The organism is Brucella oryzae (assembly GCF_041929965.1).
GTDB classification, from domain to species: domain Bacteria; phylum Pseudomonadota; class Alphaproteobacteria; order Rhizobiales; family Rhizobiaceae; genus Brucella; species Brucella oryzae.
This window is the reverse complement of record NZ_JBHEEO010000011.1, coordinates 1-26536: the sequence shown is the minus strand read 5'-3', so window position 1 is coordinate 26536 and position 26536 is coordinate 1. Positions and strand designations below refer to the sequence as shown.

Sequence of the window (26536 nt, the reverse complement as noted above, 5' to 3'; positions counted from 1 at the left end):
TGTTTATTCTCTGATTGTCGTTCGGATAACGTGCGGCTGGCCTAATGGTTGCATGCAAACCCGTCAGCGGCAACAAGACCAGCCGGTTGTTGCAAGTCATGGTAAATGGTGGGGTAAATAGAGGAAACGGCGGAAGCATTGCCGATAATGCTTCCGCCAGTGTCGCGAAGTGTCACTCCGCTTCGCCGTGAAGGATCGTGCCTTCCGGGTCCTTTTTATAGGCTGCGTCCGAATAGGCTGGCTGCGCCTGCAATTGCTCCTTGGTGAACTGTGTGAACACCTTCACCTTGTCGTCCTTGCCGGATGCGACGTCGAGATTGGCAATGGAAACAGCCACCGGCTTGGAATTGATGCCGAGGAAACCGCCCACATCGACGACGAAGGCTTCGGTCTGGCCGTCGGCGGTCATCAGGACATCGCCGACCGTTCCGATCTTCGTTTCATCCGCGCCGAAAACCGTTGCGCCGATCAGCCTGTCCGCACTCAAGCCTTCGGAGGGAACCGGCTTCATGCCCTCGGGCATGGATCTGTCGGCCTTCTGCGTCGTGATCGTCTTTTCCGCAGCGGGCGGATCGGTACGCGGTGCGCCATCCGCCTCGAAAGCCGCGCTGCGGTCGAATGCCGGTGCCTTTTCGAGCTGTTCCTTGGTGGCGTCCACGATCAGCCAGCGCTTGCCGTCATCGCGAACCACCCATGACAGACGGTCGAAGCCGATGGCGACATTCTTCTCTCCGACACCAAGAAAGCCACCAACCCCGATGACAACTGCCTGCGGGCTGCCATCGGCGCCGAGGATCATGTCATTAACCGTACCGATATTGGCGGCGTCGTCGGAAGGTCCGTTATAGACTGCCTGTCCGATGAAACCCGATACCAGAAGCTGACCCGGAGACGCTACGAAATATCCGTTCTCGCTGGCGACCGGTTTTTCCTGTTTCTCGTCGGAGAAAATCGGTGAACCGTCCTGCGCGAAAGCGGGAAGGGCGATCAGCGCGGCAAGAACCGTGGAGGCGAGAAGTCTTTTCATGGGAACTCCTGTCGGAAATTAAGGCAAACCGAAGGCGAGGGGCAATCTCGCCGTCAACAGGAGAAAAAACGAGGAGAAACGGCTTCAGTTCCGCTCAAAATCTGTGTTATTCGGACGTCAAAATTGTGAAACCCGTGTCTTCTACATGGCAGAATTACGGCAAGCACTCTTTTAGGTTGAAAAACTCTGCTTCAGGCCAGTAGCAGATAAGCCGCTCCGGCCAGCATGAGGAAGGCCAGTCCGACATGTGCCGGCTTCAGGGAACGCTGCTCTACCGGCAGCGGATCGTCGTTTCCTGCCATGGCGGTGCGCGCCGCATGTTCAAGCGTCTGGATATCCTTGAGCATCATTGGCATATCCTCCAAAATCCCGGTCCGGCCGGAACTGCATTTCCTCCCGCGCCCCCGGAATTTTCCTTTAAATCCAACCCTCAGGCGCTTGGTTGATCCTATCAGGTCTGATTTGGCGCGAATGTGCAACTGGCAAAAGGACGAGAGCCGAAAAATGTTCGCTCATCCTTGGGTATATGATGAAAATACCTTTGAAATGAAAACATGACTTGCGTCATCATATTATTGGGAGTTAAGAAGAGGCCAACAGGCGGCGCGACGGCCTGCATGAGGGTTTAGTCATGTGCGCGCGGATTTGAACAATCAAAAGGCGATCAAAATGACTGGTTTCTGGCGAAAAGGCTTCATGGCTGCGGCGATGGGCATCGGCTTGCTGGGTGCGGCTTCAGCATTGGCTCAGGACGCAACTCCCTCGACGAATGCCCCGGCAGTTCCGGCCAGTACGGTTCAGGCCCCTTCTCCTGAACTGATCCAGTCCCAGACGGTTGCCCCTGCCGCAGCGCCGGTCGAAAGCGAGAGCGGTTTGATTCTGCCGCACGATCTGTCGCCATGGGGCATGTTCATGGCGGCCGACTGGGTCGTGAAGGCGGTGATGATCGGTCTGGCACTGGCTTCGCTCGCCACATGGACGGTTTGGGTTGCGAAGTCGCTTGAACTGGCCGGTGCCCGCCGCCGTGCCACCAAGGCATTGAAAGTTATTGGCCATTCGGCAACGCTTGCCGAAGCTGTCCGCTCGCTGGAGGGTGCCAAGGGACCGGGCGCAATTCTGGTCCGTGCTGCAGAAGATGAGGTTCGCCTTTCGGGGCCCGCACTGGCGCGTGCCGGTGGCGAAGGTCTCAAGGAGCGTGTTTCCTCGCGCCTGTCGCGTATCGAGGCCAAGGCCGGACGCCGTCTCTCCAAAGGCACCGGCATTCTTGCGACCATCGGTTCGGTTGCTCCGTTCGTCGGTCTGTTCGGCACGGTCTGGGGCATCATGAATTCGTTCATCAATATCAGCCAGGCGCAGACGACGAACCTCGCCGTCGTTGCGCCGGGTATTGCCGAAGCGCTGCTCGCGACGGCCATCGGTCTCGTTGCCGCTATCCCTGCCGTGGTTATCTATAACGTGTTCGCCCGTTCCATCACCGGCTACCGCTCGCTGCTCGCCGATGCTTCGGCAGGGGTCGAGCGCCTTGTCAGCCGCGATCTGGATTTCAGAACGGCCGGTGTGCGTGAAGGCACGCTGCACGCAGCGGAGTAGGCACCATGGCTGGTAAAGTTCGCGAAGGCGGCGGTGACGATCTCGAGCTGAACCACGAGATCAATGTGACGCCCTTCATCGACGTCATGCTGGTTCTGCTCATTATTTTCATGGTGGCAGCGCCTCTGGCGACTGTGGATGTGAAGGTGGATTTGCCTGCCTCGACGGCAGCGCCCGCACCGCGTCCCGACAAGCCACTTTATGTAACACTGAAGGAAGACCTCAGCATCAGTGTCGGCAATGACACTGTTGCTCGGGAGCGCCTCGGCGTGGCGCTGGACAGCCTGTCGGAGAAAAACAAGGAAGCCCGCATCTTCCTGCGCGCCGACAAGAATGTCGGCTATGGCGAATTGATGCGTGTGATGAATCTTCTGCGTGAAGCCGGCTATCTGAAGATCGCGCTGGTCGGTCTTGAAACCATCGGCGCGGACCAGAGCGGAGCGGTACCTGTCGGTGCTCCTCAACAACCGGCATCCGCGTCGCAAACTCCCGCAGCGCAGGGGGCCGCGCAATGAATGCACTTCCGCCCGACCATCCTCCTGTAAAGGTGGCTTCGGCTGACACCCATCATCATTCCTTCTGGCATGATGCGGGGCGCTGGTTTGGCGCGGGCATTCTGGTTCTCACCGTTCATGCTGCCGGTGCCTATGCCATTCATATGGCACAGGAAGAAGACCAGCCCGATGGCTCGCAGGTTGCCGCCATGGTGGTAGAGCTTGCGCCTGAGCCGGAAGCGCCGATGGAAGAACAGGTTGCGGAAGAAGCCCAGCCGGAAACGGCTGAAGCACCGCAGGAACAGGCAGAGCCGGAACCGGCCCCGCAGCCAGAACCGGTGCAGGAAGAACCGACGCCACCTGAACCGGAAGAGGTGACGCCGCCGGAGCCTGAGCCGGAACCACAAGCCGTTCAGGAGCCGGAAGAAGTCGTTCCGGATGTGGTCGAGGCTGAAAAGCCCGAAGTGGCTGTTCCGCTGCCGGTTGAAAAGCCGGAAGTAAAGCCTGAACCCAAGCTGGAGCCGAAGCCAGAACCGAAAAAGGTTGAAAAGCCGAAGCCGGAAAAACCAAAACAGCCCAAGGTCGAAAAGCCCAAGCCCAAGAAAGCCGAGAAGGCACCCGAAACCCGTCAGGCGGCTGCACCGCGCATGGACGCCGATGCGGGTGCGAAGGCTGCAGCAAACCGTCGAGGTGAAAACTCGGCATCCGCTGGCGTCAGTTCTTCCAAATGGACGTCAAAGCTGCAGTCCCACATGGCGCGCAATGTGCGTTTCCTGCAGCGCAAATCGCGTAATGCGAAGGGGCTCGTTCAGGTTACTTTCGTGATTGATCCTTCGGGCAATGTGCTTTCGGCTCGTCTGGCCGGTTCGTCCGGAAATCCGGACGTGGACCAGCTTGCACTCGAAGCGGCGCGCCGGGCTTCGCCGGTGCCTGCGCCGCCAGCAGCCATTGCCAAGGCGCGCATGCCGATCACCCTGCCGCTGCTGTTCAAGTAAGCAAAGCTATCTTAAAGGCCGGTCTGGAACAGATCGGTCTTTTCCCTGAGAGCCTGTTCCCAAAGGCGCCAATCCCGGTCTGCAAATGGCGCTTTTTGAGTCAGGCTCTGACTGCCATCACTCCACAAAGCCGAACATCGGGCCATAGCCGCCATGCCATGAGACATCGTTCCGCTCCAGCGCTGGAACGTAAATGCCAGCGCCGCCACCGCCATCCAGAAACAGTGCGTTCGGGCATTTAAGATGGTCTCGAAACAGTCGCGCGAAGTCGTGGAAATTGACCGCATCCTCGCTGACTGCGAAGCGGATCGCGCCGCCATTGCAAACACCGACGCCGCTGCGCCGGGTCTTGTCGGTTGAGCCGACGATGAAAATCGGATTGATCCTGTTGCGGATCACCAGCATCGGCCCGGACTGGGTGGCCAGTCGCGGCTTGATCCTTTGCTTCAGAAAACGGTCCGTCGGCAGGATTTCCGCGCCCTTGTCGCCGAGGTAAAAGATGCCGTTCGGCTTCTTGTAGAAGTTCGGCACAGGGCCGGAGCCTTGAGCGGGTACTGTCCTGCTTATCGGGTGAAGTTCGCGGTCATCTTCGATGTAGAGGCCCATCGGTGAAAAATCGGGCTGGTACATTCCGGCATTGAGCGCGAAAACCAGTGTCTTGCCGCGACTTGCGGCGGCATCAGCCAATTTTGAAAAATTGCGATAGGGTTCGCCATCCGCATTCTTCCAGAACAGATGCAGGCCGTCCGCCTTTGCCTCGCAGACAATATAGTTTGCCTCTTCAAAGGCTTCGCGCTTGCAGGTGTCAGCGCGGCCCGGCTGCGTCAGCGCTGCTATCGCAGCAAGCACAATCGCAGCAGCGAACAGACTTCTCTTGAAGGGAATCATCACGTGTTGCCTCCCATCAGTGTTTTGCTATTCGGATGACAGTGCCACGGCGGGCAGCAGGCGGGAAGCCTTGCGCGCAGGCAGGAAGCCGAAGATCAGGCCGGTGGCGAAAGCGCAGGCGAAGGCCAATAGCACTGGTCCGACACTGTAGCCGACAGAAAGACCGGCCCAGCCCGCGATGGCCGCAGCGCCCAGCCCGATCACGACACCGAATGCACCGCCAATGGCCGAGACCGTCAATGCCTCGGTGATGAATTGCAGCAGGATATCGCGTCGCCGCGCGCCGGTCGCCATGCGCACGCCGATTTCGCGGGTGCGCTCCGTCACGCTCACCAGCATGATGTTCATGACGCCGATGCCGCCGACGAGCAGCGAGATTGCAGCGACGGACCCCAGAAACAGCGTCATCGTATTGCCCATCGCCGTCGCGTCCTCGCGGATGGACGACATGTTGGTTATCATCGTGTCGCGTTTCTTGTGGCGCTGGTCGAGCAGGTCCTGAATCTGTTCCTGCGTCGTGTTGATGAGGTCGGAATCCTTCACCTGCACGGTGATGGTGCGCACATATTTCTGGCCGAACAGCCGCAGATTGCCGGTGGAAAGCGGCACGATCACCACATCGTCCTGATCCGAACCGCCAAAGCCTGCGCCCTTTGGCTCCAGGGTTCCGATCACCTGAAACGGAATCTTCTGGATCAGAATATACTGGCCGATTGGGTTGCTGCCGTCGGGAAACAGCGTGTTGACGACGGTTTTGCCCAGCACTGCGACGGGCGCATAATTGTCCATATCGCTCTGGCTGATGAAATCGCCCGTCGCCACTTTCCACGATTTGGCTTCGGAAAAGGCGGGTACAGTCCCGTTTGCCTGCGACTGGTAATCGACATTGCCGCGGCGCAGCGTCACGGTGCCGGTGACTTCGGGGACGGCGGTTCTGATGTTCGGCAATTCCAGAATGGCATTGGCGTCTTCGGGAATCAGCGTTGCTATCTGTCCTGTTCCGCGAAAACCTGCCATGGACGGGCGCACCAGAATGAGATCGGTGCCCATCGCATTGATGCGGTCGAGAATCGAGTTCTGCGCGCCGGTGCCGATGGCGAGCATTGTCACCACGGAACTGACGCCGATGATGATGCCAAGCAGGGTGAGAACCGTTCGGAAGATGTTGGCCCGCAAGGCGCGCATCGCCATTTTCACCGCTTCCGAAACATCGGCAATGCGGGCGGAATTGCCTTCAAGGCTCTCCTGCAGCCGGAACGGCGCCTGCGTATCGGGAATGGCGCGCTTGACGGTGTCCGAGAGTATCTGTCCGTCGCGGATTTCGATTAGCCGGTCGGCGCGCTCAGCTACTTCGCGGGCATGGGTGATGACGATGACGGTATGACCCTGCGCGTGCATGGAGCGCAGCAATTCCATCACATCCTCGCCGCTCTGGCTGTCGAGTGCGCCGGTCGGCTCGTCGGCAAGGATGATCCGACCGCCATTCATGAGCGCGCGGGCGATGGAAACACGCTGCTGCTGCCCGCCGGAAAGCTGGTTGGGGCGGTGGTCGAGGCGGTCGCCGAGCTTTAGCGAATTGAGCAGTTCGGCGGCACGCGCATGGCGTTCCGATGCGGGCAGGCCCGCATAGATCGCTGGAACCTCGACATTTTCCTGTGCCGTCGAGGTCGAGATGAGATTGTAACTCTGGAAAACGAAGCCGAAGGTTCGGCGGCGCAATGCTGCAAGCGCATCGGCATCCAGTGTCGAGACGTCCTCGCCGTCGAGCAGATATTGCCCGCCGCTCGGGCTGTCGAGACAGCCCAGAATGTTCATCAGCGTCGATTTGCCGGAGCCGGAAGCGCCCATGATCGCGACGAATTCGCCAGCCTGAATATCGAGCGTGATGCCATGCAGCACCTCTACGGCAAGGTCGCCATTGTGGTAGGTCTTGCGGATATCATCCAGTCTGATGAGCGGCGTTTCGTTCATGAGGCGGCTCATCAGAACAGGCGCATGCCGGGCCTGCGGCCACGCTGGCCCGCGGCGGCTTCCGCCCCGCTGGAAGCGCTGGTGACGATAACCTTGTCGCCTTCCTCAAGGCCGCTTTTGATCTCGGTCTGCACGCGATTGCGCACGCCGATCTGAACCTGACGCTCGGTGATCGAGTCGTTGTCACTGACGACCTTGACCGAAATCTGCGGCTTGCCTTTCTGGTTCTGGGGGCCTTCGCGCTTGTAATTCAGCGCCGAGGAGGGGACGATCAATACGTCCTTCGCCTCATCAAGAATGAAATAGACCTGCGTGCTCATATTGATCATCAGTTCGCCGGTCGGGTTCGGGACGTCGAACAGCGCATAATAGAGCACGACATTGTTCTCGGTCGCAGGCGTCGGCTTGATCTGGCGCAGCGTGCCGGTAAAGCGCTTTTCAGGCTGGCCGAGCAGGGTGAAATAGACCGGCATTCCGGGTTTCAGCCTGCCGATGTCAGCTTCCGAAACCTGTGCTTCCACGGTCATGACCTTAAGATCGGCCACGGTGACAATGGTCGGCGCGCTCTGCACGGCATTCAGCGTTTCGCCTTCCTTGGCAGCCTGATCCACCACCGTGCCTTCCATGGGGCTGTAGATCTTGGTGTAGCCGAGATCGACCTTGTCGCTGGCAAGCTGGGCCTCCTGCTGGCGGATCTGCGCGCCGAGCGCCTTCACATCCGCATCGGCCATGGCGAGGTCGGCGTCGGCTTGGTCGACGGTGGACTGCGATACGCCGCGCGTGGCCAGAAGCGAGCGCTGACGCGCTGCATTGGCCTTTTTCAGCGTCAGCTGCGCTTGCTTGCTCAAAAGCTGCGCCTTGAGATTATCAAGCTGGGCGCTGGCGATTTCCACCTTCTTCTCGAAGGGCGACGGGTCGATCTCGGCGATAAGCTGGCCCTGCTTGACCTGATCGCCCACTTCGACCTTCACGCTTTTAAGCTGGCCGGAAACCTGCGCGCCGACATTGATGCTGCGCAGCGCGCTGAGCGTTCCGACGGCGGTAATGGCGTTTTCGATGTCGCCACGTGTGACTGTTTCGGCGAGATAGCTCGTTTTCTGGCTGCCCGCTTCGCCCGAGCCGTAAAAATACCAGCCCGCGCCCGCCACGATTGCAGCCAGCGCAAGCCAGAGCCACCAGCGACGCGCGCTCTTCGGCGACGGTGCCTTGCGCTGCCCGGTTTTGGAAGAATCGGAAGATGTAAGCACCGTCAAACCCTCAAGTTTTCAGAACCTCCGCTTTGGAGATTCATCAATATGTCCCGCAAAATTTTCTGCCGCATGCAACCAAAGCGAGACGAAGTGCGCCCTGATGATGCGTTGCTTCCGGGATATCTATGCTTCTCCGCTCAGGATTTCATCTTAATTATTTGTCATGCAACAATTGCCGATGAAACAAAGGCTGGCCGTTTCTCCGCTGCTGTTGGCAATCCCGCATATAGAAAGCGGCGAAGCGAACAAAGTTGGCAACAAGATGCAACTTATGGTTATTCTTTTGGAAGTCGTAAAGCAAAACACACTGAATACAATAATTAAGTGTTCTTAAATTATCTCCTGATTAAATAAGGTCGGGAAACCACAATCTGAAAGTAAATAAAATAATTCAGAACGTGATCTGTCCGCGAAAGCGGATGGTCGGCGCATGCGTGGTGCATGTTGTTTTGAAATGGCATGGAAATAAGGTTTCAATGCTCTTGGACGGGAGGGCAAATGGCTTACCTTATTATGGGACGAAAGAGATATCTATCTTCAACGAGCAAGTCCTGTGGCTTGCTTCGAAGAATACCTTCTTTGTTATTTTTCAAGAGAAATAAAAGCGGCACTGCAGCAGTCGAATTTGCAATATTGGCGCCGGTTTTTCTTCTGATCCTGATGGGCATGATCGCCTTCGGCCTCTATCTGGGTGTGGCGAATGCCGTGCAGCAGCTTGCAGCCGACGCCACGCGAACGGCGCTGGCGGGTATCGATCCCCCGGAACGGCTGACGCTGGCGACAACTTACATCCAGAGGAACGCGGCGAAATATTCGCTGATCGATCCGGCGAAGATGCAGGTGAATGTCGACAATGCGCAGTCGGACCCGAACCAGTTCACGGTTACGATCCGATACGACGCGGAAAACCTGCCGATCTGGAACCTGATGACGGGCCTGCCGCTTCCCGACACGACCATCACAAGGGCATCGACAATAAGGCTTGGTGGAATCTGACTCAGGGGTGGGGGCATTCGTTATGCGAGGTTTGGTATCGCGTTTCCTGCGTGCGCGGAGCGGCAATCTGGCGACGATGGCGGCGCTGGTTTCTCCACTGTTTCTGGCGGTAGCGGCATTCTGCGTGGACACGAGTTCGTTGTTTCTGGAGCGGCGCCAGCTACAAAGCATGGCTGATTTTGCCGCCGTTGCGGGTGCAGCTTCCGTTTCGCAGGCCAATGATGCCGTGCTGCGGCAATTGCGGGCAAACGGTCTCGATCCGGTGTTGATGACCGGCGCCTACGATCCGTCCGTCGTCAATGGAAAGACCGACAACAAAACGCGTGTGTGGGTGGAGAAGGGCAATTATTTTCCTGACAAGAGCCGTGCGGTCCAGAACCGTTTCGTGACTGGCGGAGCAAACCCGGATGCGGTTCGCGTCCGGCTGGCGCGCCCGGGCAATCTCTATTTCGGTCAGGCTTTCATCAATCGCCCCGCGCTTGGGGCTACCGGCATGGCCGCGACAAAGGCAGAAGCAGCTTTCTCCATCGGCTCGCGATTGTTGAGCCTGAATACCGATCAAAGTGTGTTGAACGGACTTTTGGGTCGTCTCTTGGGCACCACCCTCAATCTGAAGCTTGCCGACTACAATGCGCTGGCTGCGACCGATATCAACCTGCTTGGCTTTCTGGACAAGCTCGCCCCGAAAGTAGGACTGACGGCCGGTACTTATGACCAATTGCTGAACACAGATGTTTCGGTGGGCATGCTGGCGAATGTGTTGGCCGAAGTGGTGACGAACAATCCGACAGCAAAGGCGGCGCTGGGCATTCTGGGCAGGGATGCTGCTGCCCTGGCTGCGAAACTGCCGGTTGGAAAGCTGCTGGGGCTTGGATCGCTGGCAAACGCCTCGATAGGTTCCGGTTCCGGATACAACATAACCGCGAATGTTCTGCAGATGGTTTCGGCAGCGGTCATGATTGGGGGCAAGCATCAAATCAATATCGACTCAGGGTTGAACGTCCCGGGATTACTGGGTGTTACCTTGGAGGTGCTGGTGGGAGAACCGCCGCTGAACACTCCTTTTTTCCGGGTTGGCGCAGCAGGCTCCTTCGTTCGTACGGCGCAGGTTCGGTTGAAACTTGGTATCCGCGTCGGTGGTGAATCGGGTAGTCCGCTGATTGGGGTTAAGCTTCTTGATCTCAACCTGCCACTTGCAATCGATATTGCTTCGGCCGAGGGAGAACTCAAGAGCATAAGCTGTCCATCGGGCCCGACGAGCGCCAATGTCGCGATTGCAGCAAAACCCGGTATCGCTGGTATCTATCTTGGAGAAACCGGCTCCTCCTTTTACGATTTGAACCGGAAACCCTCCGCGAGCCGAACGAAAATAGCAAATGCGAAGCTGTATCTTTTAGGAATTCAAGTTGATCTTATCGATCTTGAAGCGAAAGCTGAAGTGAAACTGGGAGAAAAGACGACTTCCCTGTCATTCAACTACAGCGATATACAGAATAGAAGGATCAAGACCGCTTATTCAAGCGATTTGGTGTCTTCTCTTTCGAGCTCTCTTCTCAAGAATATGGAAATAGATCTCAATCTGCTGGGAATAATCAAGCTGCCGCTGGGGGATGTGGTGGGGCTGGTGGGAGTCTTGCTAACCCCGGTAGCGCCTCTGATCGACAACCTTGTTTTCGGAATTCTCGACTTGCTCGGTGTCAAACTGGGAGAGGCGGACGTGCAGGTCACTGGCGTTCTCTGCCAGCGCGCCGTTCTCACACAATAAAGCCCGGTGAACCGGGCTTTATTGCGATTTGTGTGTTTATGCCGTGCCGGTCGAACCGAATCCGCCAGCGCCGCGCGTGGTATTGCTCACTTCGGCGCGCTCTTCAATCTTCGGCTGGATCACAGGCGCGAAAACGGCCTGTGCGATGCGCATACCGCGTTCGATGCGGAAATCGTCGTCGCCCAGATTGATGAGAAGAACCTTCACCTCGCCGCGATAATCGGAATCGATGGTGCCGGGTGTGTTGAGGCAGGTAATGCCGTTCTTGAAGGCAAGGCCCGAGCGCGGACGAATCTGTACCTCGAAGCCTTCCGGAATTTCAAAAATCAGCCCTGTCGGCACCAGTGTGCGGCGTCCCGGCAGGAGAACGATCTGGCGATCTTCGGCAACAGCTGCGCGTAGGTCCATGCCTGCCGAACCCGATGTCTCATAGGCCGGGAGGTCCAGACCTTTCGCATGTTCGAGGCGGATGATGCCGAGCGCTGGCGCTTGAGCGGATGCTGCGGTCATGAGGGAGCCTTTCTTGCGAGAAGTTAAATTGGCGACGCTCATACGTGAAAACCAATCAAAGGTGTACCGCCTATTTGGTGTTTTGCAATGATAGTGCTGCACAGGATCATGCTTTTACACTATGAGTTGCCCTTCACAGGGGATTTAATCCCGTTCCAGCGGAACTGCGGTCGTTTCCTTGATTTCTTCCATGACGAAAGAAGCCGAAACATCCGACAGGGGCACACTGGCGATCAGCCGCTGATAAAGCCGGTCATAGGCTTTGACATCCGAGACACGCGCTTTCAGCACGTAATCCAGATCGCCAGTCATGCGATAGACGCCGACGATTTCGGGAAAACGCCCCATCGCACCGCGAAACTTCGTCAGCCAGTTGGGATCGTGGCTCGATGTGCGCACAAGAATGAAAACGGAAAGGCCGCAACCGGCCTTTTCGGCGTCGATCAGAGCGACACGCGCCTTGATGATCCCTTCATCCTCCATGCGCTTGACCCGCCGCCAGCAGGCGTTGCGCGATAAGTGTACCCGCTCGGAGAGAGAATCAACGGACAAGGTGCCATCGATTTGCAGCTCATCCAATATTTTGCGATCAATTTCGTCGATAACTGGTTTCATAGTGGGATGATTGTCCCAATAATTAGTAATTATCAAGGATATTTTGAGATTTCATCTCAGGTGCATTTGCTAGAATGATTTTCCAGAAAGGCGCGATATGCGCCGCTAGCGCATCGGCCCAAAAATCGGAATCGATTTTTGGAAAGCACGATGCGTAGATTCAATAAGTTAGGGCGACCTTTGTGCGTTCAAATGGACGCACAAAGGTCGCCCTAATACGGGAACAACTTACTCATTGACGGGAGTATTTTCCAATGACTACACGCATCACACGCCTCTTCACCGAGCACCCTCAGTCGGTCGACGAGACCTATTTCGAGCATATGGCCTTTGCCGGTCGTTTTTCGTTCAAGCTTTTTTGTGCGGCGTTTGCAGCACTGATTCATGCAATTTTGCCATTTTTGTTCGAGAAGACGGCGAGCACAATCGTTCGCCAGCTTTATGAGCGGACGCATAATCGGGGCCGGTAAACACCGGATCGCAAATGTGTCGTTGGGCCGCCTATCTCGGACCTGAAACCTATCTGGAAGACATCATATCGTCTCCCTGTCATTCGCTCGTGGCACAAAGCCACGATGCGCATGAAGCCAAAACTCGCACCAATGGCGACGGATTCGGCGTCGCCTGGTATGGCCATCGCGATGAGCCGGGGCTTTATCGAGATATTCTGCCCGCCTGGTCCGACCAGAACCTCCGCAGTCTGGCGCGACAAATTCAATCGCGCCTTTTCCTTGCGCATGTGCGGGCCTCGACCGGCGGTCTGACCAGCCGGTCCAACTGTCATCCCTTTGTTTCCGGGCGCTGGAGCTTCATGCATAATGGTCAGATCGGTCATTTCGACCGCTTGCGCCGCAGGCTGGAAAGCCATTTGAGCGACGATGTCTATGGCCAGAAGCATGGCGCAACCGATTCGGAACTGATCTTTCTGCTGATGCTGGAATTTGGCCTCGACAGCGACCCAGTGCTGGCCATGAAGCGCATGGTGGCAACGGTTGTCGAGGAAGCGGTGCGCGGCGGTGTGCCGCCATTTCTGCGGCTGACAGCGGCCTTCTCCGATGGAAACCAGCTTTACGCCATCCGTTATGCCACGGATGCGTTTGCGCCGACGCTTTATACGGCGACATTGGGCGGGTCGTCCGGCATATGCGTGGTGTCAGAGCCGCTGGACGGCGAGGCGGCAAACTGGATGGCGGTGCCGGCAAACAGTTTTGTCACCGTCTCCCGACAAGGCCGCATTGCGATCGAGACTTTCGAGGAGCCGATTTCCCTCCCGCAGGACACGGCGGCGATGCTGGGTAGTTAGGCCGATGCCTTTTATGTGTCAAAAGGCGCATGGTTTATGTGAGCCGGTCAAAGGTTGCTTTAAAGATCGCGACTTGCCCTGAGAGAATGTCACGCTGAGGTAAAATGAGTTTGGCTAGCGGCGTTTCGGCACTCGGTTTCACGCTGCCAAAATTTCGGATCATAAAATCAATCGATTCCAGAATCGCTTCCAGTCGGCTCCCATACACAGGTTCATGATGTGCAAGCCGATTGCGAACTTCATATATTGCTTCAAGATGGGAAGCGATCATTGCTCGCGTGAGCGTTTTATTCGGAAAAAGCTTCTTTAAAGCTCTTTTCCATAATGTCTGTTCGTAGTTTTCTGAAAAAAGCCTTTTCCAGAAGTGCATCGTCAAATGTGCGATGATCTGGCCATCTGAAACAGGATTGATACTCGCTTGACGTTTCTCTGCCAATTTACGGTGTTTTATACCGGCGGGCACTCCATTGGGAAACGCAAGGGCATCTAGCGCCACTTTCTCAGCATTCGTCATTTTGGAATAGATTGCGCGCCGCGCCTGTTGTTCTGCCTTCTTGATCGCATACACTTCGAGCGCAGACCATTTGAGCGATCGCGGGGGATTTCTTAGCCACCCGTTTATTTGCAGTGCGTTGTCCAGCTCGTGGCAAACCGCATTGCGTAGACTGACTTCGATCAATCCGGTGACGGCCATGATCGCGATGCCGAGACTCATCGTTGCTTGATGGAGTTCAATGGCGTCTTCAGATGTATTTGAACGCGTGATTGCCAGATATGTTCCCAAGCGCGGTGCTGAAAGGAGCGTGCTGATTGAGGCTATTTCAGGAGCAGAAAGGTATCTTGACATGGTTCGTCGCGATCAGTATATTTATTGATGAAACGTCGGGAAACGGTCGGCAGCACGCAAGTTCGTGACGGACCCCCGACGCTATAGAAGGCCACTATAGAAGTGGCCTTTTCTATTTCTGATGACTTTCATGTACTCTCCCAATATGTATTTGTTTAAAATCTATTAAATACGCATACTCGTTGTCAATATACTGATATTATCGAAAATTATATTGTATATAACTAATATAGTGTACATATTGATCAGGCATTCCCGATCAATATGCCTGCCGCGAGCACGAGGCCGCCGCCCAAAACCACCTGAAGCACAGAGCGGAGGAATGGTGTTTCCATGTAGCGGTTCTGGATGAAGGCGATGGCCCAGAGCTCGAAGAAGACCAGGATCGCTGCGATGCTTGTCGCGGTCCAGAAATCCTTGATCAGATAGGGCAGGGTATGGCCGAGACCGCCCAGTGTCGTCATGATGCCACAGGACAGGCCGCGCTTGATTGGCGAACCACGACCCGACAGCTTGCCATCGTCGTGGATCGCTTCGGTGAAGCCCATTGAAATACCGGCGCCGACCGAGGCGGACAGGCCGACCAGAAAGGTCTGCCATGTATCCTGCGTGGCAAAGGCGGCGGCGAAGATCGGGGCAAGCGTCGAGACAGAGCCGTCCATCAGGCCTGCAAGGCCAGGCTGGACATAGGTAAGGATGAATTGCTTGCGCTCGGCGGTGCGCTCCTCATCCTGCACATCATCCGGTGTCAGTGTCAGTTCCAGCGATTCTGCCTTGGCTTCATGCTGTTTTTCCTGCTGGGCAAGGTCGCCCAGCAATTTGCGCGTATCCGCATCGCTGACGCGCTTGGCTGCTTCAACATAGAATCGATAGGCCTGTTCTTCCATTTCCGACGCGGCTTCGCGCACCTTGTCGATGCCAAGCGGACGCACCAGCCAGTCCGGCTTGCGGTCATAATAGCCGCTGACATGTTCGCGGCGGATCAGCGGAATCCGGTCGCCAAAGCGGGCCTTGTGCCGCTCGATCAGTGCATCGCGATGGCCATGTTCTTCCGCCGCCATATGCTCGAAAATTTTTGCCGATTGCGGAAACTCATCGCGCAACCCATCGGCATAAGCCAGATAGATGCGTGCATCGTCTTCCTCGGAGGATATGGCAAGCGCCAGGATCTCCTGTTCGGAAAGCGAATCGAAAGGGCGTCGGTCGTTGCGAAAGAATCGGCTCAGCATTTCGGGAATCCAAATTTTAGAATGATTCTAAAATAAGATTTGGCATCGGGAAGTCAAGCCTTGCAGTGCAGGCGCAATTGGCGCATTAAAACGCGGCCCCCGCAATGAGGGCATCATATCAGCGACCTGATCAGAAGAGAGCGAATCGATGGCATCGACGAATCTTCACGCAAGCAATAATCCGCGGCCACTTAACCGGCAGGATTTCCGCACCCTTGGCCTTTCGGCCCTTGGCGGCGCGCTGGAGTTTTACGATTTCATCATCTTCGTATTCTTTGCGGGTGTGATCGGGCATCTGTTTTTCCCGCCCGACATGCCGGACTGGCTTGTGCTGATCCAGACTTTTGGCATTTTCGCAGCCGGTTATCTGGTCCGCCCGATTGGCGGCATCGTGCTGGCGCATTTCGGCGACAAGTTTGGCCGCAAGCGTGTCTTCGCCTTTTCGGTCTTCCTGATGTCGATCTCGACATTGGCCATGGCCTGCCTGCCAACCTATGCGACGCTTGGCGTTGGCGCACCGATCCTGCTGATCGTCTTTCGCATGTTGCAGGGGGCTGCCATTGGCGGCGAGGTGCCGGGCGCGTGGACCTTCGTGGCCGAACACGTTCCGGCCAACCGCGTCGGTATGGCCTGCGGTTTCCTCTGCTCCGGCCTGACGCTTGGCATCATGATCGGCTCGCTGATCGCGACCGCCATCAACTGGATTTTCACGCCCGAAGAACTGTCCGCCTATGCATGGCGCATTCCGTTTTTCATCGGCGGCATTTTCGGCTTGCTTGCCGTTTATCTGCGCCGCTGGCTGGCGGAAACGCCAATCTTTACCGAAATGAAGAACAGCCATCGTCTCAAGGATAAACTGCCGCTTGGCACTGTTCTGCGCAACCATATGCATGGCGTCGTCATTTCCGTGCTGCTGACATGGATCCTGTCGGCTGGCATTGTCGTCACCACGCTGATGACGGCGACGTTCCTGCAGAAGCTTTACGGCTACACGCCTTTGCAGTCGCTTGCCGCCACAAGCTTCGGCACGCTGTTTCTGATGTTTGGGACGGTGACGGCGGGTGCTATCGTGGACCGCATCGGCAGCGGGCGCTTCTTTGCCGTTGCAGGCATTTTCTTCGGTATTGCGACTTTCGTGTTCTACACCTATGCGGCGGTTTCTCTGCCTGTTCTGTTCGCGCTTTATGCGGTTATGGGGCTTTCGGTCGGCATGGTGGGCGCGGTGCCTTATGTGATGGTGCGTGCATTCCCGGCGCCTGTTCGCTTCTCGGGGCTGTCGTTTTCCTACAATGTTTCCTATGCGGTCTTCGGGGGTCTGACGCCGGTGATCGTGACGTCGCTTCTGGCGGTCAACCCGATGGCCCATGCCTGGTATCTGGTGTTCATCGCCGTTCTGACCTGCGGCCTTGGTCTTTACCTGATGGCCCGCAGCGATCAGGTGGAAGGCGAAATCGGTCTGACCGAGCTTTCGACCGGGACTGCCGTTCCACAGCCGAACTGATAAAAAGGGCCGCGAAAGCGGCACAGACTGCTGACAAACCTCCGGCAGGGTCAAAATGACCTCAGATTCACGGAACGTCCCAGATTCAGAACGTGAACAAATCGGAATCAAAACCCCTCGTTTTTGACTGCTTCCAAAAATCGAGGGGTTTGTAATCAATCTGGGCCGCGAAAGCGGCTCTTTTTTATTCAGAGTATCTTCTGCATGAAAGTCAGATCGAGCCAGCGCCCGAATTTCTGGCCAACCTGTTTCAGCGTGCCGCAATCCTCAAAGCCTTGCGATTTATGCAGCGCGATGGATGCGGCATTGCCCGCTTCTATACCGGCAATCAGCACATGCACCTTGCGCTCGCGCGCTTCGTCCACAAGCTCGGTCAGGAGCGCACGTCCGATACCGCCGCCGCGCGCATCGCTCGCCACATAGATCGAAAGTTCGGAGGAGTGACGGAAACCCTCGAAGGGGCGGAACGGGCCATAGCTCGCATAGCCAACGACCTGACCTTCACGTTCGGCAACCAGCACCGGAAAGCCGTCACGATTGCGGGCCTTAAGCCATTCGCGACGGTTTTCCAGATCGACGAGCGTTTCGTTCCAGATGGCGAGCGTGTTCTCGACTGCATCATTATAAATGGCGAGCAAGGCAGGGAGGTCGGCTTCCGTCGCATGGCGGATGAGGAGGGGCATTTCAGAGCCTTATTGAACAAGAAAACGGCGGGATTTCTCCCGCCGTTTTCGATTACTTGCAAGTGAAAAGAATCAGCCCTGCGCCTTCAATTCGAGCCGGCGGCGATGCAGGACCGGCTCAGTGTAGCCGTTCGGCTGTTCGCGGCCTTTGAAGACCAGATCGCAGGCGGCCTGGAAGGCAATCGACTTGTCGAAGTCGGCGGCCATCGGGCGATAGAGGGGATCGCCTTCATTTTGCTTGTCGACGACGGCGGCCATGCGCTTCATGGTTTCCATCACCTGCGCTTCGGTCACGACGCCATGGTAGAGCCAGTTGGCGATGTGCTGTGCGGAAATGCGCAGCGTTGCGCGGTCTTCCATCAGGCCGACATTGTTGATGTCCGGCACCTTCGAGCAGCCGACGCCCTGGTCGACCCAGCGCACGACATAACCGAGAATGCCTTGGGCGTTGTTGTCGATCTCTTTCTGAATGTCTTCCGGCGTCCAGTTCGGGCGGGTTGCGACCGGCACCGACAGAATGTCGTCAAGCTTGGCGCGCGGGCGGCTCTTGAGTTTTTCCTGAATGGCGGCAACGTCGATCTGGTGGTAATGGGTGGCATGCAGCGTGGCGGCAGTCGGTGACGGCACCCATGCGGTGTTCGCACCGGCCTTCGGATGGGCGATCTTCTGTTCCAGCATCGCGGCCATCATGTCGGGCATGGCCCACATGCCCTTACCGATCTGCGCATGGCCGGAAAGACCGCATTCCAGACCGATATCGACATTCCACTGTTCATAAGCGCCGATCCATGCGGCCTGCTTCATGTCGCCCTTGCGGATCATCGGGCCGGCTTCCATGGAGGTGTGGATTTCATCGCCGGTGCGGTCGAGGAAGCCAGTATTGATGAAGACAACGCGATCCTTGGCAGCGCGGATCGCCTCCTTGAGATTGACGGTCGTGCGGCGCTCTTCGTCCATCACGCCCATCTTCAGCGTGTTGGGCTTCATGCCGAGCATTTCTTCCGTGCGGGTGAAAAGCTCGTTGGCGAAAGCCACTTCTTCCGGCCCGTGCATCTTCGGCTTGACGATATAGACCGAGCCTTCGCGCGAATTCATGTGGCGACCATTCGGGCCGATATCATGCAGCGCGATCAGGCTGGTGAAGGCCGCATCCATGATGCCTTCCGGCACTTCATGGCCTTCGGCGTCCAGAATGGCCGGATTGGTCATCAGGTGGCCGACGTTGCGCACCAGCATCAGGGAACGGCCCTTGAGCGTCAGATCGGAGCCGTCCGCAGCCTTATAGCTGCGGTCGCCATTGAGGCGGCGCGTCATCTGCTTGCCGTTCTTCTCGAACGTGTCTTCCAGCTTGCCGTTCATCAGGCCAAGCCAGTTGCGATAGACAGCAACCTTGTCTTCGGCATCGACGGCGGCAATGGAGTCCTCGCAATCCTGGATCGTGCTGACAGCCGATTCCAGAACCACATCGGCAATATGCGCCGGATCGGTCTTGCCGATCGGATGGTCCGCATTGACGACGATATCGACATGCATGTTGTTCTTGGCGAGAAGCACATTGGCCGGGGCGGCGGCATCGCCATTATAGCCCTTGAACTGGCTTTCATCCTTCAGCGCCGTTGCCGAACCGTCGGTCAGCTTGATTTCAAGCTTGCCGTCCTTGACGGCGAGGCCGGCGACATTGGCCCAGTTGCCGGTGGCAAGCGGCGCGCTTTCATCGAGGAAGTTTTTCGCCCAGGCGATAACTTTCTGCCCACGCTTCGGATTGTAACCCTTACCCTTTTCCGCTCCGTCGGCATCGGAAATCGCGTCGGTGCCGTAGAGCGCATCATAGAGCGAACCCCAGCGCGCATTGGCGGCGTTCAGCGCATAGCGCGCGTTCATGACCGGAACGACAAGCTGCGGGCCTGCGATATGGGTGATTTCCGGATCGACATTGGTGGTCGAAACCGAAAATTCCCCGCCTTCCGGCAGGAGATAGCCGATATCCTTCAGAAACTGCTGGTAGTCGGCCTGTGTGTAGCCCTTGTCACGGTTTTCCTTGTACCAGGCATCGATCTTGGCCTGAAGCTCATCGCGCTTGGCGAGGAGGGCGCGGTTCTTCGGTGCGAGATCGCGAATGATGGCGGCAAAGCCCTTCCAGAAACTTTCCGGCTCCACGCCGGTGCCGGGCGCGGCTTCTTTCGCCAGAAACTCCACCAGCTCGGGGGCAATGCGCAAGCCTTCAATCTCAACGTAATTACCGGCTTTCTGGGAAACCATGGCTCTGCCTCCTTCAATGTAAACAAATATGCTGCCGCCACTCTTCAGTGCCAGCTATCAAGCGCCTTTGAACCGCTTCGGCGCGCTTTCGTCAATCGGGGCGCCGGCACATCATCTGTGACGCTGCGGCGAAAATAGCATTTATAATGATAACTTGGCGCGAATATCGGCAGGCGTAAAGCCCTGCTCACGCAATGAGGCGAGCGCCGTATCATGACGGCTCTTCGACAGTTTCATTCCGTCGTCGCCCAGTACCAGATCGTGATGATGATAAAGCGGCTCAGACAGGCCGAGAAGCTTTTGCAACAGCCGGTGTACGGAGGTCGCGTGGAACAGATCGCGCCCGCGCACGATATGGGTGATGCCTTGCAACGCATCGTCCACCACCACGGAAAGGTGATAGCTGGTCGGCGTGTCCTTGCGTGCGATCACCACGTCGCCCCATTGCGCGGGATTGGTCTCAATGCGCCCTGTTTTACCATCCGGACCGGCACCGCTTTCGTGCCAGAAAAGTGGCTCACCTGCGGCTTCCAGCGCCTTGTCCATGTTGAGCCGCCAGGCATAAGACATGCCCGAAGCGATGCGTTCCATCTGTTCCTTTTCGGTCAGATCGCGCTCGCCTTGAGGATAAAGCGGCGTGCCGTCCGGGTCGGAGGGCCAGTCCTCGCCCTTGGCGAAAGCTTCGCCGATCAGCTCGCGAACTTCACCCCGGCTGAGGAAGGCTGGATAGACGAGGCCTTTATCGGCAAGTTTGGTGAGGGCGTTGCGATATTCGCCAAAATGTTCCGACTGGCGGCGCACCGGGGTTTCCCATGTCAGGTCAAGCCAGTGGAGATCGTCGTAGATGCCTTGTTCCAGTGCTGGCGTGCAGCGCGCCATGTCGATATCTTCCATGCGCAGCAGGAAGCGACCGCCACTCTTTTTGGCCATGTCCGCGTTCAAAAGAGCGGAATAGGCATGGCCGAGATGGAGCTGGCCATTGGGGCTGGGAGCAAAGCGGAACACAGGTGTGGTCATGGCAAGCTTGTTGTCAGTTGAATGTCATCTGATTCCATTGGTACGTTGTGCGCCAAGAGAATGAAAGGCTGTCCGATGCGGCGGATCGATACATTGAGCGATGTTGAGGCCGGGCTGGAGGCTCTGGTTCTCGCCGATATGCGGCTCGCCGAAATTCGCGGCCGCGCCCATGCCGTGCCGCTGCGCCGGTCCGAACCCGGATTTGAAAGCCTTGCTTCGATTATCGTCGCACAGCAGGTTTCAACCGCCAGCGCTGCCGCAATCTGGGCGCGGCTGAAGCGGGCCATCGATCCGCTGACACCCGAAGCCTATATTGCAGGCGGGGAGGACGCCTGGCGTTTTGCCGGTCTCTCGCGCCCCAAGCAGAAAACGCTTCTGGCAGTGAGCGAAGCGCTTGCTGAAGGTGGCCTCGACCTGCACGGGCTTTGCGACCTGCCAGCCGAGGAAGCAATCGCGGCCCTGACGGCGATCAAGGGAATCGGCCCTTGGACGGCGGAGGTCTATCTTCTGTTTGCCGCCGGTCATCCGGATGTGTTTCCGGCTGGCGATGTGGCGCTGCAAACGGCTGTCGGGCACGCCTTCGCCCATGAGACCCGGCCCGATGCCGCGGTCCTTCGCAAGCTGGCGGAAGAATGGGCACCGTGGCGCGGCGTGGCGGCGCGATTATTCTGGGCTTATTATGCGGCGATCAAGGGACGTGAGGCCGCGCCGCTTTTATAGATGCTGCTGTAAAACTTGCGTGTTTCCCGAAGCATAAATGCGTTTCCGCTTCACAATCCTGTCATGTCGGGCTTACATTATCCGTATCGGCTGATGATGGAATTTCGATTCGCAGACGCTTGATTCTCTGCTGATTGCAGTCCCGTCCTCACGAGATTGGAGCGTCGTTGTTGCGCCCAAAATGGACGCGCGGCGCTTCGATGAAAGCGCAATTCCGCATGGAGAGCCATTTCGCCCTTTTTCGGAGTTGCTCCGAAGGAGGTGCGCCTTGAATGTTGCCGTCTCACCCAGAACCGTCTCGACCAGTGGCTTGCCCGCGCTGGTTCTGAACGCTGATTACCGTCCGCTCAGCTATTATCCCCTGTCGCTCTGGTCCTGGCAGGATGCGATCAAGGCGGTGTTTCTCGAGCGTGTGAATATCGTGGCGGAATACGATCACATCGTTTCCTCGCCGTCCTTTTCCATGCGCGTTCCGAGCGTGATTTGCCTCAAGGATTATGTAAAGCCGCCGCGCTATCCTGCGTTTACGCGCTTCAACGTCTTCCTGCGTGATCGTTTCGAGTGCCAGTATTGCGGCTCGCCGCATGACCTGACCTTCGATCACGTTACCCCGCGTTGCCATGGCGGCGAGACGACGTGGGAAAATGTGGTCGCCGCCTGTTCACCCTGCAATCTGCGCAAGGGCGGCATGATGCCCGCCGTCGCGCATATGTGGCCGCGCCAGAAGCCCATCATGCCGACCGTGCAGGACCTGCACAATAACGGCCGTCTTTTCCCGCCCAACCATCTGCACGACAGCTGGCTCGATTTTCTCTATTGGGATGTCGAACTGGAACCCTAATCCCTACAGTTGTTTCCCACTTTTCGCAAAAGCGCCGTAGTAGCCGATCGCTGCAAAGAGCAGGCTTGCGACGACGTTCCATCCGGCAAAGGACAAGCCGAGGAAGTGGCCCGGCGCGCTGTCGCATGCGGGCGGACGCGTGGAATTGAGATCGCTCAGGAGATTGCCCGCATCCAGCGTGACCTTCATCGTTGCGGCACTGCAATCGACCGGTCCTGGCCAGTATTTCAGTTCAACGCCGGTATGATAGATGGCAAGCGCCAGCCCGAAGGTCATCAAGAGCGCGCTGACCAAAATAAGACCGCGCGTCAGGACCGGGGGCCATTTCAGGCCGTAGGAGACCCAAGCAGCAGCCAGAACCGGAACGCCTATATAATAAGGCGTGCGTTGTTCGAGGCAGAGCTTGCAAGGCATGAAGCCTGCGAGATGCTCAAAGCCAAGCGCCGTGCCGACAGTCGCGGCAAGGCCTATGGTCATAATGCCTGCGGTCCATGCCTGTGTTTTGCCGACCGGATTGTTGAGTGCAAACGCCATATGGGATTCCCTGAAAAGGCTCTTTAGATAAACCTAAGCGAAAAAATTGGCTTGTCTCCAAGCAATTTATTTTGACCGAGTTTGGGCGAACCGCTCAGGCGTGAAGATATTTCACAGCAAAGAAGAGCGCGATCAAGGCCACAGCCACGAGACTTGCGATCAGGCCCAGGCGCTTTTCGATGAAATCGCGGATCGGTTCGCCATATCGGCGCAGCAGCCAGGCCAGGAAATAAAAGCGCGCGCCACGCGCAACGATAGCCGATGCAATGAACAGCCAGATATTGATGCCGGCCGCACCGGACAGGATCGTCACCACCTTGATCGGTGGCAAATGCGCAAGACCGGAAGTGATCAGCATCAATAGAATGGTGTCGGCGCTGGTCGTGCCGCGCAACTGCTCGAACGAGTCCAGCTTGCCATACATTTCGAGTACCGGTTTGGCGATCTGTTCATAAGCATGATAACCGAGATACCAGCCCGCAATGCCGCCAAGGACAGACGAAACCGTCGCGATGAAGGCATAGCGCCAGGCGCGTTCGGGGCGGGCAAGCGCCATCGGCAGAAACAGGACGTCGGCTGGGACAAGAAAGACCGAGCTTTCTACAAAGGCGATGATGGCAAGCCACCATTCGGCGGATTTTCTTGCGGCAAGCGAAATCGTCCAGTCGTAAAGGCGGCGCAGCATATATTTTCCGGATTATCTTAGGCGAGAGCCATATTAGCGGTTGCACCGTCTATAAATAAAAAAGATGGCGCGAACAATGCGCGCCATCTTCTTTGAGGCTACTTTCCATGGAACGGTATGGAAAGCAGCAGTTTTTAACGCTTGTAGGCGCTGCAGATATATTTGGTCTCGAGATATTCCTCGATGCCGTATTTCGAGCCTTCACGACCGAGGCCCGACTGCTTCACGCCGCCAAAAGGCGCGACCTCGTTGGAAATGAGCCCGGTATTGTGCCCGACCATGCCGTATTCCAGCGCTTCGCTGACACGGATCGCACGGCTGAAATTCTCCGTATAGAAATAAGCAGCCAGACCAAAGATCGTGTCATTGGCCATGGCGATGACTTCTTCTTCCGTGTCGAAGGCAAAGAGCGGAGCCAATGGGCCGAAGGTTTCTTCCTTGGCCACGATCATGTCCGGGGTCACGCCTGTCAGCACGCCGGGCTCGAAGAACAGACCACCCAGTTCCTTGCCACCGGTGATGAGCTTCGCACCCTTGGACACGGCGTCGTCGATATGCGCCTTGACCTTGGTGATGGCTTTCGGCTCGATCATCGGGCCGATGACGATACCTGGTTCCGTGCCGTTGCCGACCTTGAGTTCCTTGACCTTGGCCGCTAGCTTTTCGGCGAACTTGTCATAAATCCCACGCTGCACATAGATGCGGTTAGCGCAGACACAGGTTTGCCCGGCATTGCGGTATTTGGAAATCATGGCGCCGTCGACAGCAGCATCGAGATCGGCATCGTCAAACACGATGAATGGCGCATTGCCGCCAAGCTCCAGCGAGATGCGCTTGATGGTCGGTGCGCATTGCGCCATCAGCAGGCGACCCACTTCGGTTGAGCCCGTAAATGAGAGCTTGCGTACAATATCATTGCTGGTGAGTTCGGCGCCGATTTCGCGGGCCTTGCCGGTAACGATCTGCAGAACGCCAGCCGGGATGCCCGCCTTTTCAGCGAGAACACCGAGCGCCAGCGCCGTCAGCGGCGTAAGATCGGCGGGGCGCACGATCATGGTGCAACCGGCGGCAAGGGCAGGTGCTGCCTTGCGGGTAATCATCGCTGCCGGGAAGTTCCAGGGGGTGATTGCGGCAGTAACGCCGACCGGCTGGCGGATGACCGTCAGGCGCTGTCCCGCCTGCGGGGCAGGGATGGTGTCGCCATAAACGCGCTTTGCTTCTTCAGCGAACCATTCGATGAATGATGCCGCATAGAGAACTTCGCCGCGTGCTTCTGCAAGCGGCTTACCCTGCTCGGACGTCATGATAAGAGCGATATCGTCAGCATTGGCCACGATGAGGTCGAACCATTTGCGCAGGATCGCGGTGCGCTCCTTGGCAGTCTTGGCTGCCCATGCCGGGAAAGCCTTGGCGGAAGCGTCGATGGCTTCCTTGATGGTCGCGACAGAAAGGGAGGGAACCGTGCCGACGACCGAACCGTCTGCCGGATTGGTCACGTCGATCTTGGTGCCGTCCGTGGCGTCTATCCAGCGCCCGTCAACAAGGCATTGCGATTTGAGCAGTGAGGGGTCTTTCAAAGCGAGCATATTGATGTTCCATCCCAGTCTTGCAGAGAAAGCGTGTTCAGTATACTGAACAGCTTACGGTATTTTGAATTAAACAGGCCGTGAGAACCAAAGTCAAACAGTTAATCAGGCGGACTATCGGGTGAATGGCAAAGCTATGACGAAAACGGTGAGCGACGAGGAGAGTTCCCAGAAACTGGTGCCAGCGGTTATGCGCGCGGCACAAATTCTGGATCAGATTGCTAAATCCGCGCAGGAAAGCGGCAAGGGAGTGGCGGAGGGGCTCAAGCTTTCCGATCTTGCCCGCCGGACTGGCTTGCCGAAAAGCAGCGTGCACGGGCTTTGCCAGACGCTGGTGCACCTCAAACTGCTTAAGCTCAACAGCGACGGAAGCTTTACGATGGGGTCGCAATCGGTGCGCTGGGCCAATGTGTTCATGGCGGGCAGCGACATTGTCGATGCATTTCATGAGGCGGTGGCGGAGGCGGATGGGCTGGGCGCGCATACATTGACGCTATCGCATCTCGAAGGGCCGGATGTCATTTATCTTTCGTGCCGCAACTCGACCGCGCCTCTGGGAATCACATTCCGCATTGGTATGCGGGTTCCGGCTGTCTTTACCGCGACCGGCAAGGCGATGCTGGCGGCGATGTCGCCGCAGGAGCTCGCCCGTCACCTGCCATCCGAATGGCCGGAACCGATTACGCCGGCAAGTGCCCCTTCGCTTGAGGTGCTGGAGGCGGAGATGGCGGACGTGAAGGCAAGGGGCTATTCGCTCGATAATGGCCAGTTGCGTGAGGGCATGTTCTGCATCGGCGCCGCGATCTGCGATCGGCCGTTTCACCCTACAGCGGGCATCGCTTTGTCGATGATGGCTGCGGAAGCGCGTCCCGACACGATAGAAGACATGGGCAGGCGGGTGCAAGCGCTTGCAAATGATGTGGCCGACCGCATGGGATGGCTCTCTGCCTGAAGCGGGGTCGACGCTTCTATATAGGACTGCCTTTGGGCGGTCCTTTTCATTTGAAGCCTGTGGAAAGAATTTTTGGAAAATTTTGGATTGGTCGTTGACAGTTTTGGATTGTGGGGTCTATATGGCGCCACAACGAGGGCGGCGACGCTGCTAGCGGCAGGTTGGTTCGTCCCTTTGGTTGGTTGAGCGGGTTGAGCTTTAAAGGTTTTAACTGGTTTGGCTGGCGGTCTTGACGGGGTGATTATCCTGTTGAGGTATGGAGAAAAGAACGGCTTTTA

At 57.2% G+C, this 26536-nt stretch carries 27 protein-coding genes; 12 read left to right on the top strand and 15 right to left on the bottom strand.

Going from position 1 to position 26536, the window contains the following annotated elements:
* Positions 1-172: 172 nt before the first annotated feature.
* Both JNC70_RS13185 and JNC70_RS13180 read right to left on the bottom strand, forming a co-directional pair.
* On the bottom strand, positions 173-1027 hold the full coding sequence (locus JNC70_RS13185) for a PRC-barrel domain-containing protein (RefSeq protein ID WP_104753890.1): 855 nt from the start codon (positions 1025-1027) through the stop codon (positions 173-175).
* Between the two features lie 191 nt (positions 1028-1218).
* Positions 1219-1377: a hypothetical protein gene (locus tag JNC70_RS13180; protein ID WP_167393999.1), complete on the bottom strand. Its 159-nt coding sequence runs from the start codon at positions 1375-1377 to the stop codon at positions 1219-1221.
* Positions 1378-1660: 283 nt separating this feature from the next.
* Between JNC70_RS13180 and exbB the strand changes: the two genes are divergently transcribed.
* Genes exbB through JNC70_RS13165 form a run of 3 tightly spaced genes read left to right on the top strand, consistent with a single transcriptional unit; the run spans position 1661 to position 4106 of the window.
* Positions 1661-2617, top strand: a complete 957-nt coding sequence (gene exbB / locus JNC70_RS13175) for a tonB-system energizer ExbB (protein WP_104753891.1) — start codon at positions 1661-1663, stop codon at positions 2615-2617.
* A gap of 5 nt (positions 2618-2622) precedes the next feature.
* Entirely contained in the window at positions 2623-3132 is a 510-nt protein-coding gene (exbD, locus tag JNC70_RS13170) for a TonB system transport protein ExbD (protein ID WP_104753892.1), read from the top strand.
* A complete protein-coding gene (locus tag JNC70_RS13165; protein ID WP_104753893.1) occupies positions 3129-4106 on the top strand; it encodes an energy transducer TonB family protein in 978 nt (325 codons plus the stop codon). The genes exbD and JNC70_RS13165 overlap by 4 nt, the downstream gene beginning before the upstream one ends.
* 117 nt (positions 4107-4223) lie before the next feature.
* On the opposite strand, the gene JNC70_RS13160 is transcribed toward JNC70_RS13165, so the two are convergent.
* From JNC70_RS13160 to JNC70_RS13150, 3 genes are read right to left on the bottom strand one after another with little or no spacing between them, the layout of a single operon-like run.
* Positions 4224-4994, bottom strand: coding sequence for a phosphodiester glycosidase family protein (locus JNC70_RS13160; protein WP_104753894.1), 771 nt, complete (start codon positions 4992-4994; stop codon positions 4224-4226).
* Positions 4995-5021: 27 nt separating this feature from the next.
* Positions 5022-6965: a MacB family efflux pump subunit gene (locus JNC70_RS13155; protein WP_245414688.1), complete on the bottom strand. Its 1944-nt coding sequence runs from the start codon at positions 6963-6965 to the stop codon at positions 5022-5024.
* An 11-nt stretch (positions 6966-6976) separates the two neighbouring features.
* Complete coding sequence (locus JNC70_RS13150; protein WP_104753913.1) at positions 6977-8212, bottom strand: efflux RND transporter periplasmic adaptor subunit; 1236 nt, start codon at positions 8210-8212, stop codon at positions 6977-6979.
* Between the two features lie 48 nt (positions 8213-8260).
* Here JNC70_RS13150 and JNC70_RS13145 point away from each other — a divergent pair, with 48 nt between their 5' ends.
* From JNC70_RS13145 to JNC70_RS13135, 3 genes are all read left to right on the top strand, one after another.
* Positions 8261-8539: a hypothetical protein gene (locus JNC70_RS13145; RefSeq protein WP_146097086.1), complete on the top strand. Its 279-nt coding sequence runs from the start codon at positions 8261-8263 to the stop codon at positions 8537-8539.
* A 234-nt stretch (positions 8540-8773) separates the two neighbouring features.
* Positions 8774-9211: a TadE/TadG family type IV pilus assembly protein gene (locus JNC70_RS13140; RefSeq protein WP_167394000.1), complete on the top strand. Its 438-nt coding sequence runs from the start codon at positions 8774-8776 to the stop codon at positions 9209-9211.
* A gap of 22 nt (positions 9212-9233) precedes the next feature.
* Positions 9234-10976 carry a TadG family pilus assembly protein gene (locus tag JNC70_RS13135; protein WP_104753897.1) on the top strand — a complete coding sequence of 581 codons (1743 nt, stop codon included), beginning with the start codon at positions 9234-9236 and terminating at the stop codon, positions 10974-10976.
* Between the two features lie 36 nt (positions 10977-11012).
* On the opposite strand, the gene dut is transcribed toward JNC70_RS13135, so the two are convergent.
* Both dut and JNC70_RS13125 read right to left on the bottom strand, forming a co-directional pair.
* The gene (gene dut, locus JNC70_RS13130) at positions 11013-11486 is read right to left on the bottom strand and encodes a dUTP diphosphatase (protein WP_104753898.1); all 474 of its coding nucleotides are present in this window, start codon (positions 11484-11486) and stop codon (positions 11013-11015) included.
* A gap of 144 nt (positions 11487-11630) precedes the next feature.
* Positions 11631-12101, bottom strand: a complete 471-nt coding sequence (locus JNC70_RS13125; RefSeq protein WP_104753899.1) for an Lrp/AsnC family transcriptional regulator — start codon at positions 12099-12101, stop codon at positions 11631-11633.
* 254 nt (positions 12102-12355) lie between these two features.
* On the opposite strand from JNC70_RS13125, the gene JNC70_RS13120 reads away from it, so the two are divergent.
* A complete protein-coding gene (locus JNC70_RS13120; protein ID WP_006473246.1) occupies positions 12356-12571 on the top strand; it encodes a DUF6356 family protein in 216 nt (71 codons plus the stop codon).
* A 14-nt stretch (positions 12572-12585) separates the two neighbouring features.
* Positions 12586-13404 (top strand): class II glutamine amidotransferase, encoded by an 819-nt coding sequence (locus tag JNC70_RS13115; RefSeq protein WP_104753900.1) that lies wholly within the window; start codon positions 12586-12588, stop codon positions 13402-13404.
* Positions 13405-13438: 34 nt separating this feature from the next.
* On the opposite strand, the gene JNC70_RS13110 is transcribed toward JNC70_RS13115, so the two are convergent.
* Positions 13439-14251 carry an Abi family protein gene (locus JNC70_RS13110; protein ID WP_104753901.1) on the bottom strand — a complete coding sequence of 271 codons (813 nt, stop codon included), beginning with the start codon at positions 14249-14251 and terminating at the stop codon, positions 13439-13441.
* A gap of 245 nt (positions 14252-14496) precedes the next feature.
* Positions 14497-15480: an iron exporter MbfA gene (mbfA, locus tag JNC70_RS13105; RefSeq protein ID WP_104753902.1), complete on the bottom strand. Its 984-nt coding sequence runs from the start codon at positions 15478-15480 to the stop codon at positions 14497-14499.
* Positions 15481-15628: 148 nt separating this feature from the next.
* Here mbfA and JNC70_RS13100 point away from each other — a divergent pair, with 148 nt between their 5' ends.
* Positions 15629-16981: an MFS transporter gene (locus JNC70_RS13100; RefSeq protein ID WP_104753903.1), complete on the top strand. Its 1353-nt coding sequence runs from the start codon at positions 15629-15631 to the stop codon at positions 16979-16981.
* A 188-nt stretch (positions 16982-17169) separates the two neighbouring features.
* Here the strand turns inward: JNC70_RS13100 and JNC70_RS13095 are convergent, their stop codons facing one another.
* The 3 genes from JNC70_RS13095 to gluQRS all read right to left on the bottom strand — a co-directional run bounded on the left by JNC70_RS13095 (position 17170) and on the right by gluQRS (position 20940).
* Positions 17170-17664: a GNAT family N-acetyltransferase gene (locus tag JNC70_RS13095; RefSeq protein WP_211695144.1), complete on the bottom strand. Its 495-nt coding sequence runs from the start codon at positions 17662-17664 to the stop codon at positions 17170-17172.
* A 72-nt stretch (positions 17665-17736) separates the two neighbouring features.
* Complete coding sequence (locus JNC70_RS13090; protein WP_374788641.1) at positions 17737-19923, bottom strand: malate synthase G; 2187 nt, start codon at positions 19921-19923, stop codon at positions 17737-17739.
* Between the two features lie 141 nt (positions 19924-20064).
* Positions 20065-20940: a tRNA glutamyl-Q(34) synthetase GluQRS gene (gluQRS, locus tag JNC70_RS13085; protein WP_374788640.1), complete on the bottom strand. Its 876-nt coding sequence runs from the start codon at positions 20938-20940 to the stop codon at positions 20065-20067.
* A gap of 75 nt (positions 20941-21015) precedes the next feature.
* Here gluQRS and JNC70_RS13080 point away from each other — a divergent pair, with 75 nt between their 5' ends.
* Together JNC70_RS13080 and JNC70_RS13075 are read left to right on the top strand one after the other, a co-directional pair.
* Positions 21016-21660: a DNA-3-methyladenine glycosylase family protein gene (locus JNC70_RS13080; protein ID WP_374788639.1), complete on the top strand. Its 645-nt coding sequence runs from the start codon at positions 21016-21018 to the stop codon at positions 21658-21660.
* 268 nt (positions 21661-21928) lie between these two features.
* Positions 21929-22501, top strand: a complete 573-nt coding sequence (locus JNC70_RS13075) for an HNH endonuclease (RefSeq protein ID WP_374788638.1) — start codon at positions 21929-21931, stop codon at positions 22499-22501.
* 3 nt (positions 22502-22504) lie between these two features.
* On the opposite strand, the gene JNC70_RS13070 is transcribed toward JNC70_RS13075, so the two are convergent.
* The 3 genes from JNC70_RS13070 to JNC70_RS13060 form a co-directional block, all read right to left on the bottom strand.
* Complete coding sequence (locus JNC70_RS13070) at positions 22505-23035, bottom strand: disulfide bond formation protein B (protein ID WP_374788637.1); 531 nt, start codon at positions 23033-23035, stop codon at positions 22505-22507.
* Between the two features lie 94 nt (positions 23036-23129).
* Complete coding sequence (locus JNC70_RS13065; RefSeq protein ID WP_374788636.1) at positions 23130-23720, bottom strand: YqaA family protein; 591 nt, start codon at positions 23718-23720, stop codon at positions 23130-23132.
* A 134-nt stretch (positions 23721-23854) separates the two neighbouring features.
* Positions 23855-25306 (bottom strand): NAD-dependent succinate-semialdehyde dehydrogenase, encoded by a 1452-nt coding sequence (locus JNC70_RS13060; protein ID WP_374788635.1) that lies wholly within the window; start codon positions 25304-25306, stop codon positions 23855-23857.
* A 136-nt stretch (positions 25307-25442) separates the two neighbouring features.
* Here JNC70_RS13060 and JNC70_RS13055 point away from each other — a divergent pair, with 136 nt between their 5' ends.
* Positions 25443-26258, top strand: a complete 816-nt coding sequence (locus tag JNC70_RS13055; RefSeq protein WP_374788634.1) for an IclR family transcriptional regulator — start codon at positions 25443-25445, stop codon at positions 26256-26258.
* Positions 26259-26536 lie beyond the last annotated feature (278 nt).

What these genes read in the sequence shown, in the direction of transcription:
- JNC70_RS13185 (WP_104753890.1), bottom strand. Translation starts at nt 1,027, where the DNA reads ATGAAAAGACTTCTCGCCTCCACGGTTCTTGCCGCGCTGATCGCCCTT.
- JNC70_RS13180 (WP_167393999.1), bottom strand. Translation starts at nt 1,377, where the DNA reads ATGATGCTCAAGGATATCCAGACGCTTGAACATGCGGCGCGCACCGCC.
- exbD (WP_104753892.1), top strand. Translation starts at nt 2,623, where the DNA reads ATGGCTGGTAAAGTTCGCGAAGGCGGCGGTGACGATCTCGAGCTGAAC.
- JNC70_RS13165 (WP_104753893.1), top strand. Translation starts at nt 3,129, where the DNA reads ATGAATGCACTTCCGCCCGACCATCCTCCTGTAAAGGTGGCTTCGGCT.
- JNC70_RS13160 (WP_104753894.1), bottom strand. Translation starts at nt 4,994, where the DNA reads ATGATTCCCTTCAAGAGAAGTCTGTTCGCTGCTGCGATTGTGCTTGCT.
- JNC70_RS13155 (WP_245414688.1), bottom strand. Translation starts at nt 6,965, where the DNA reads ATGAACGAAACGCCGCTCATCAGACTGGATGATATCCGCAAGACCTAC.
- JNC70_RS13145 (WP_146097086.1), top strand. Translation starts at nt 8,261, where the DNA reads ATGTCCCGCAAAATTTTCTGCCGCATGCAACCAAAGCGAGACGAAGTG.
- JNC70_RS13135 (WP_104753897.1), top strand. Translation starts at nt 9,234, where the DNA reads ATGCGAGGTTTGGTATCGCGTTTCCTGCGTGCGCGGAGCGGCAATCTG.
- dut (WP_104753898.1), bottom strand. Translation starts at nt 11,486, where the DNA reads ATGACCGCAGCATCCGCTCAAGCGCCAGCGCTCGGCATCATCCGCCTC.
- JNC70_RS13125 (WP_104753899.1), bottom strand. Translation starts at nt 12,101, where the DNA reads ATGAAACCAGTTATCGACGAAATTGATCGCAAAATATTGGATGAGCTG.
- JNC70_RS13120 (WP_006473246.1), top strand. Translation starts at nt 12,356, where the DNA reads ATGACTACACGCATCACACGCCTCTTCACCGAGCACCCTCAGTCGGTC.
- JNC70_RS13115 (WP_104753900.1), top strand. Translation starts at nt 12,586, where the DNA reads ATGTGTCGTTGGGCCGCCTATCTCGGACCTGAAACCTATCTGGAAGAC.
- JNC70_RS13110 (WP_104753901.1), bottom strand. Translation starts at nt 14,251, where the DNA reads ATGTCAAGATACCTTTCTGCTCCTGAAATAGCCTCAATCAGCACGCTC.
- mbfA (WP_104753902.1), bottom strand. Translation starts at nt 15,480, where the DNA reads ATGCTGAGCCGATTCTTTCGCAACGACCGACGCCCTTTCGATTCGCTT.
- JNC70_RS13100 (WP_104753903.1), top strand. Translation starts at nt 15,629, where the DNA reads ATGGCATCGACGAATCTTCACGCAAGCAATAATCCGCGGCCACTTAAC.
- JNC70_RS13095 (WP_211695144.1), bottom strand. Translation starts at nt 17,664, where the DNA reads ATGCCCCTCCTCATCCGCCATGCGACGGAAGCCGACCTCCCTGCCTTG.
- JNC70_RS13090 (WP_374788641.1), bottom strand. Translation starts at nt 19,923, where the DNA reads ATGGTTTCCCAGAAAGCCGGTAATTACGTTGAGATTGAAGGCTTGCGC.
- gluQRS (WP_374788640.1), bottom strand. Translation starts at nt 20,940, where the DNA reads ATGACCACACCTGTGTTCCGCTTTGCTCCCAGCCCCAATGGCCAGCTC.
- JNC70_RS13080 (WP_374788639.1), top strand. Translation starts at nt 21,016, where the DNA reads ATGCGGCGGATCGATACATTGAGCGATGTTGAGGCCGGGCTGGAGGCT.
- JNC70_RS13070 (WP_374788637.1), bottom strand. Translation starts at nt 23,035, where the DNA reads ATGGCGTTTGCACTCAACAATCCGGTCGGCAAAACACAGGCATGGACC.
- JNC70_RS13065 (WP_374788636.1), bottom strand. Translation starts at nt 23,720, where the DNA reads ATGCTGCGCCGCCTTTACGACTGGACGATTTCGCTTGCCGCAAGAAAA.
- JNC70_RS13060 (WP_374788635.1), bottom strand. Translation starts at nt 25,306, where the DNA reads ATGCTCGCTTTGAAAGACCCCTCACTGCTCAAATCGCAATGCCTTGTT.
- JNC70_RS13055 (WP_374788634.1), top strand. Translation starts at nt 25,443, where the DNA reads ATGACGAAAACGGTGAGCGACGAGGAGAGTTCCCAGAAACTGGTGCCA.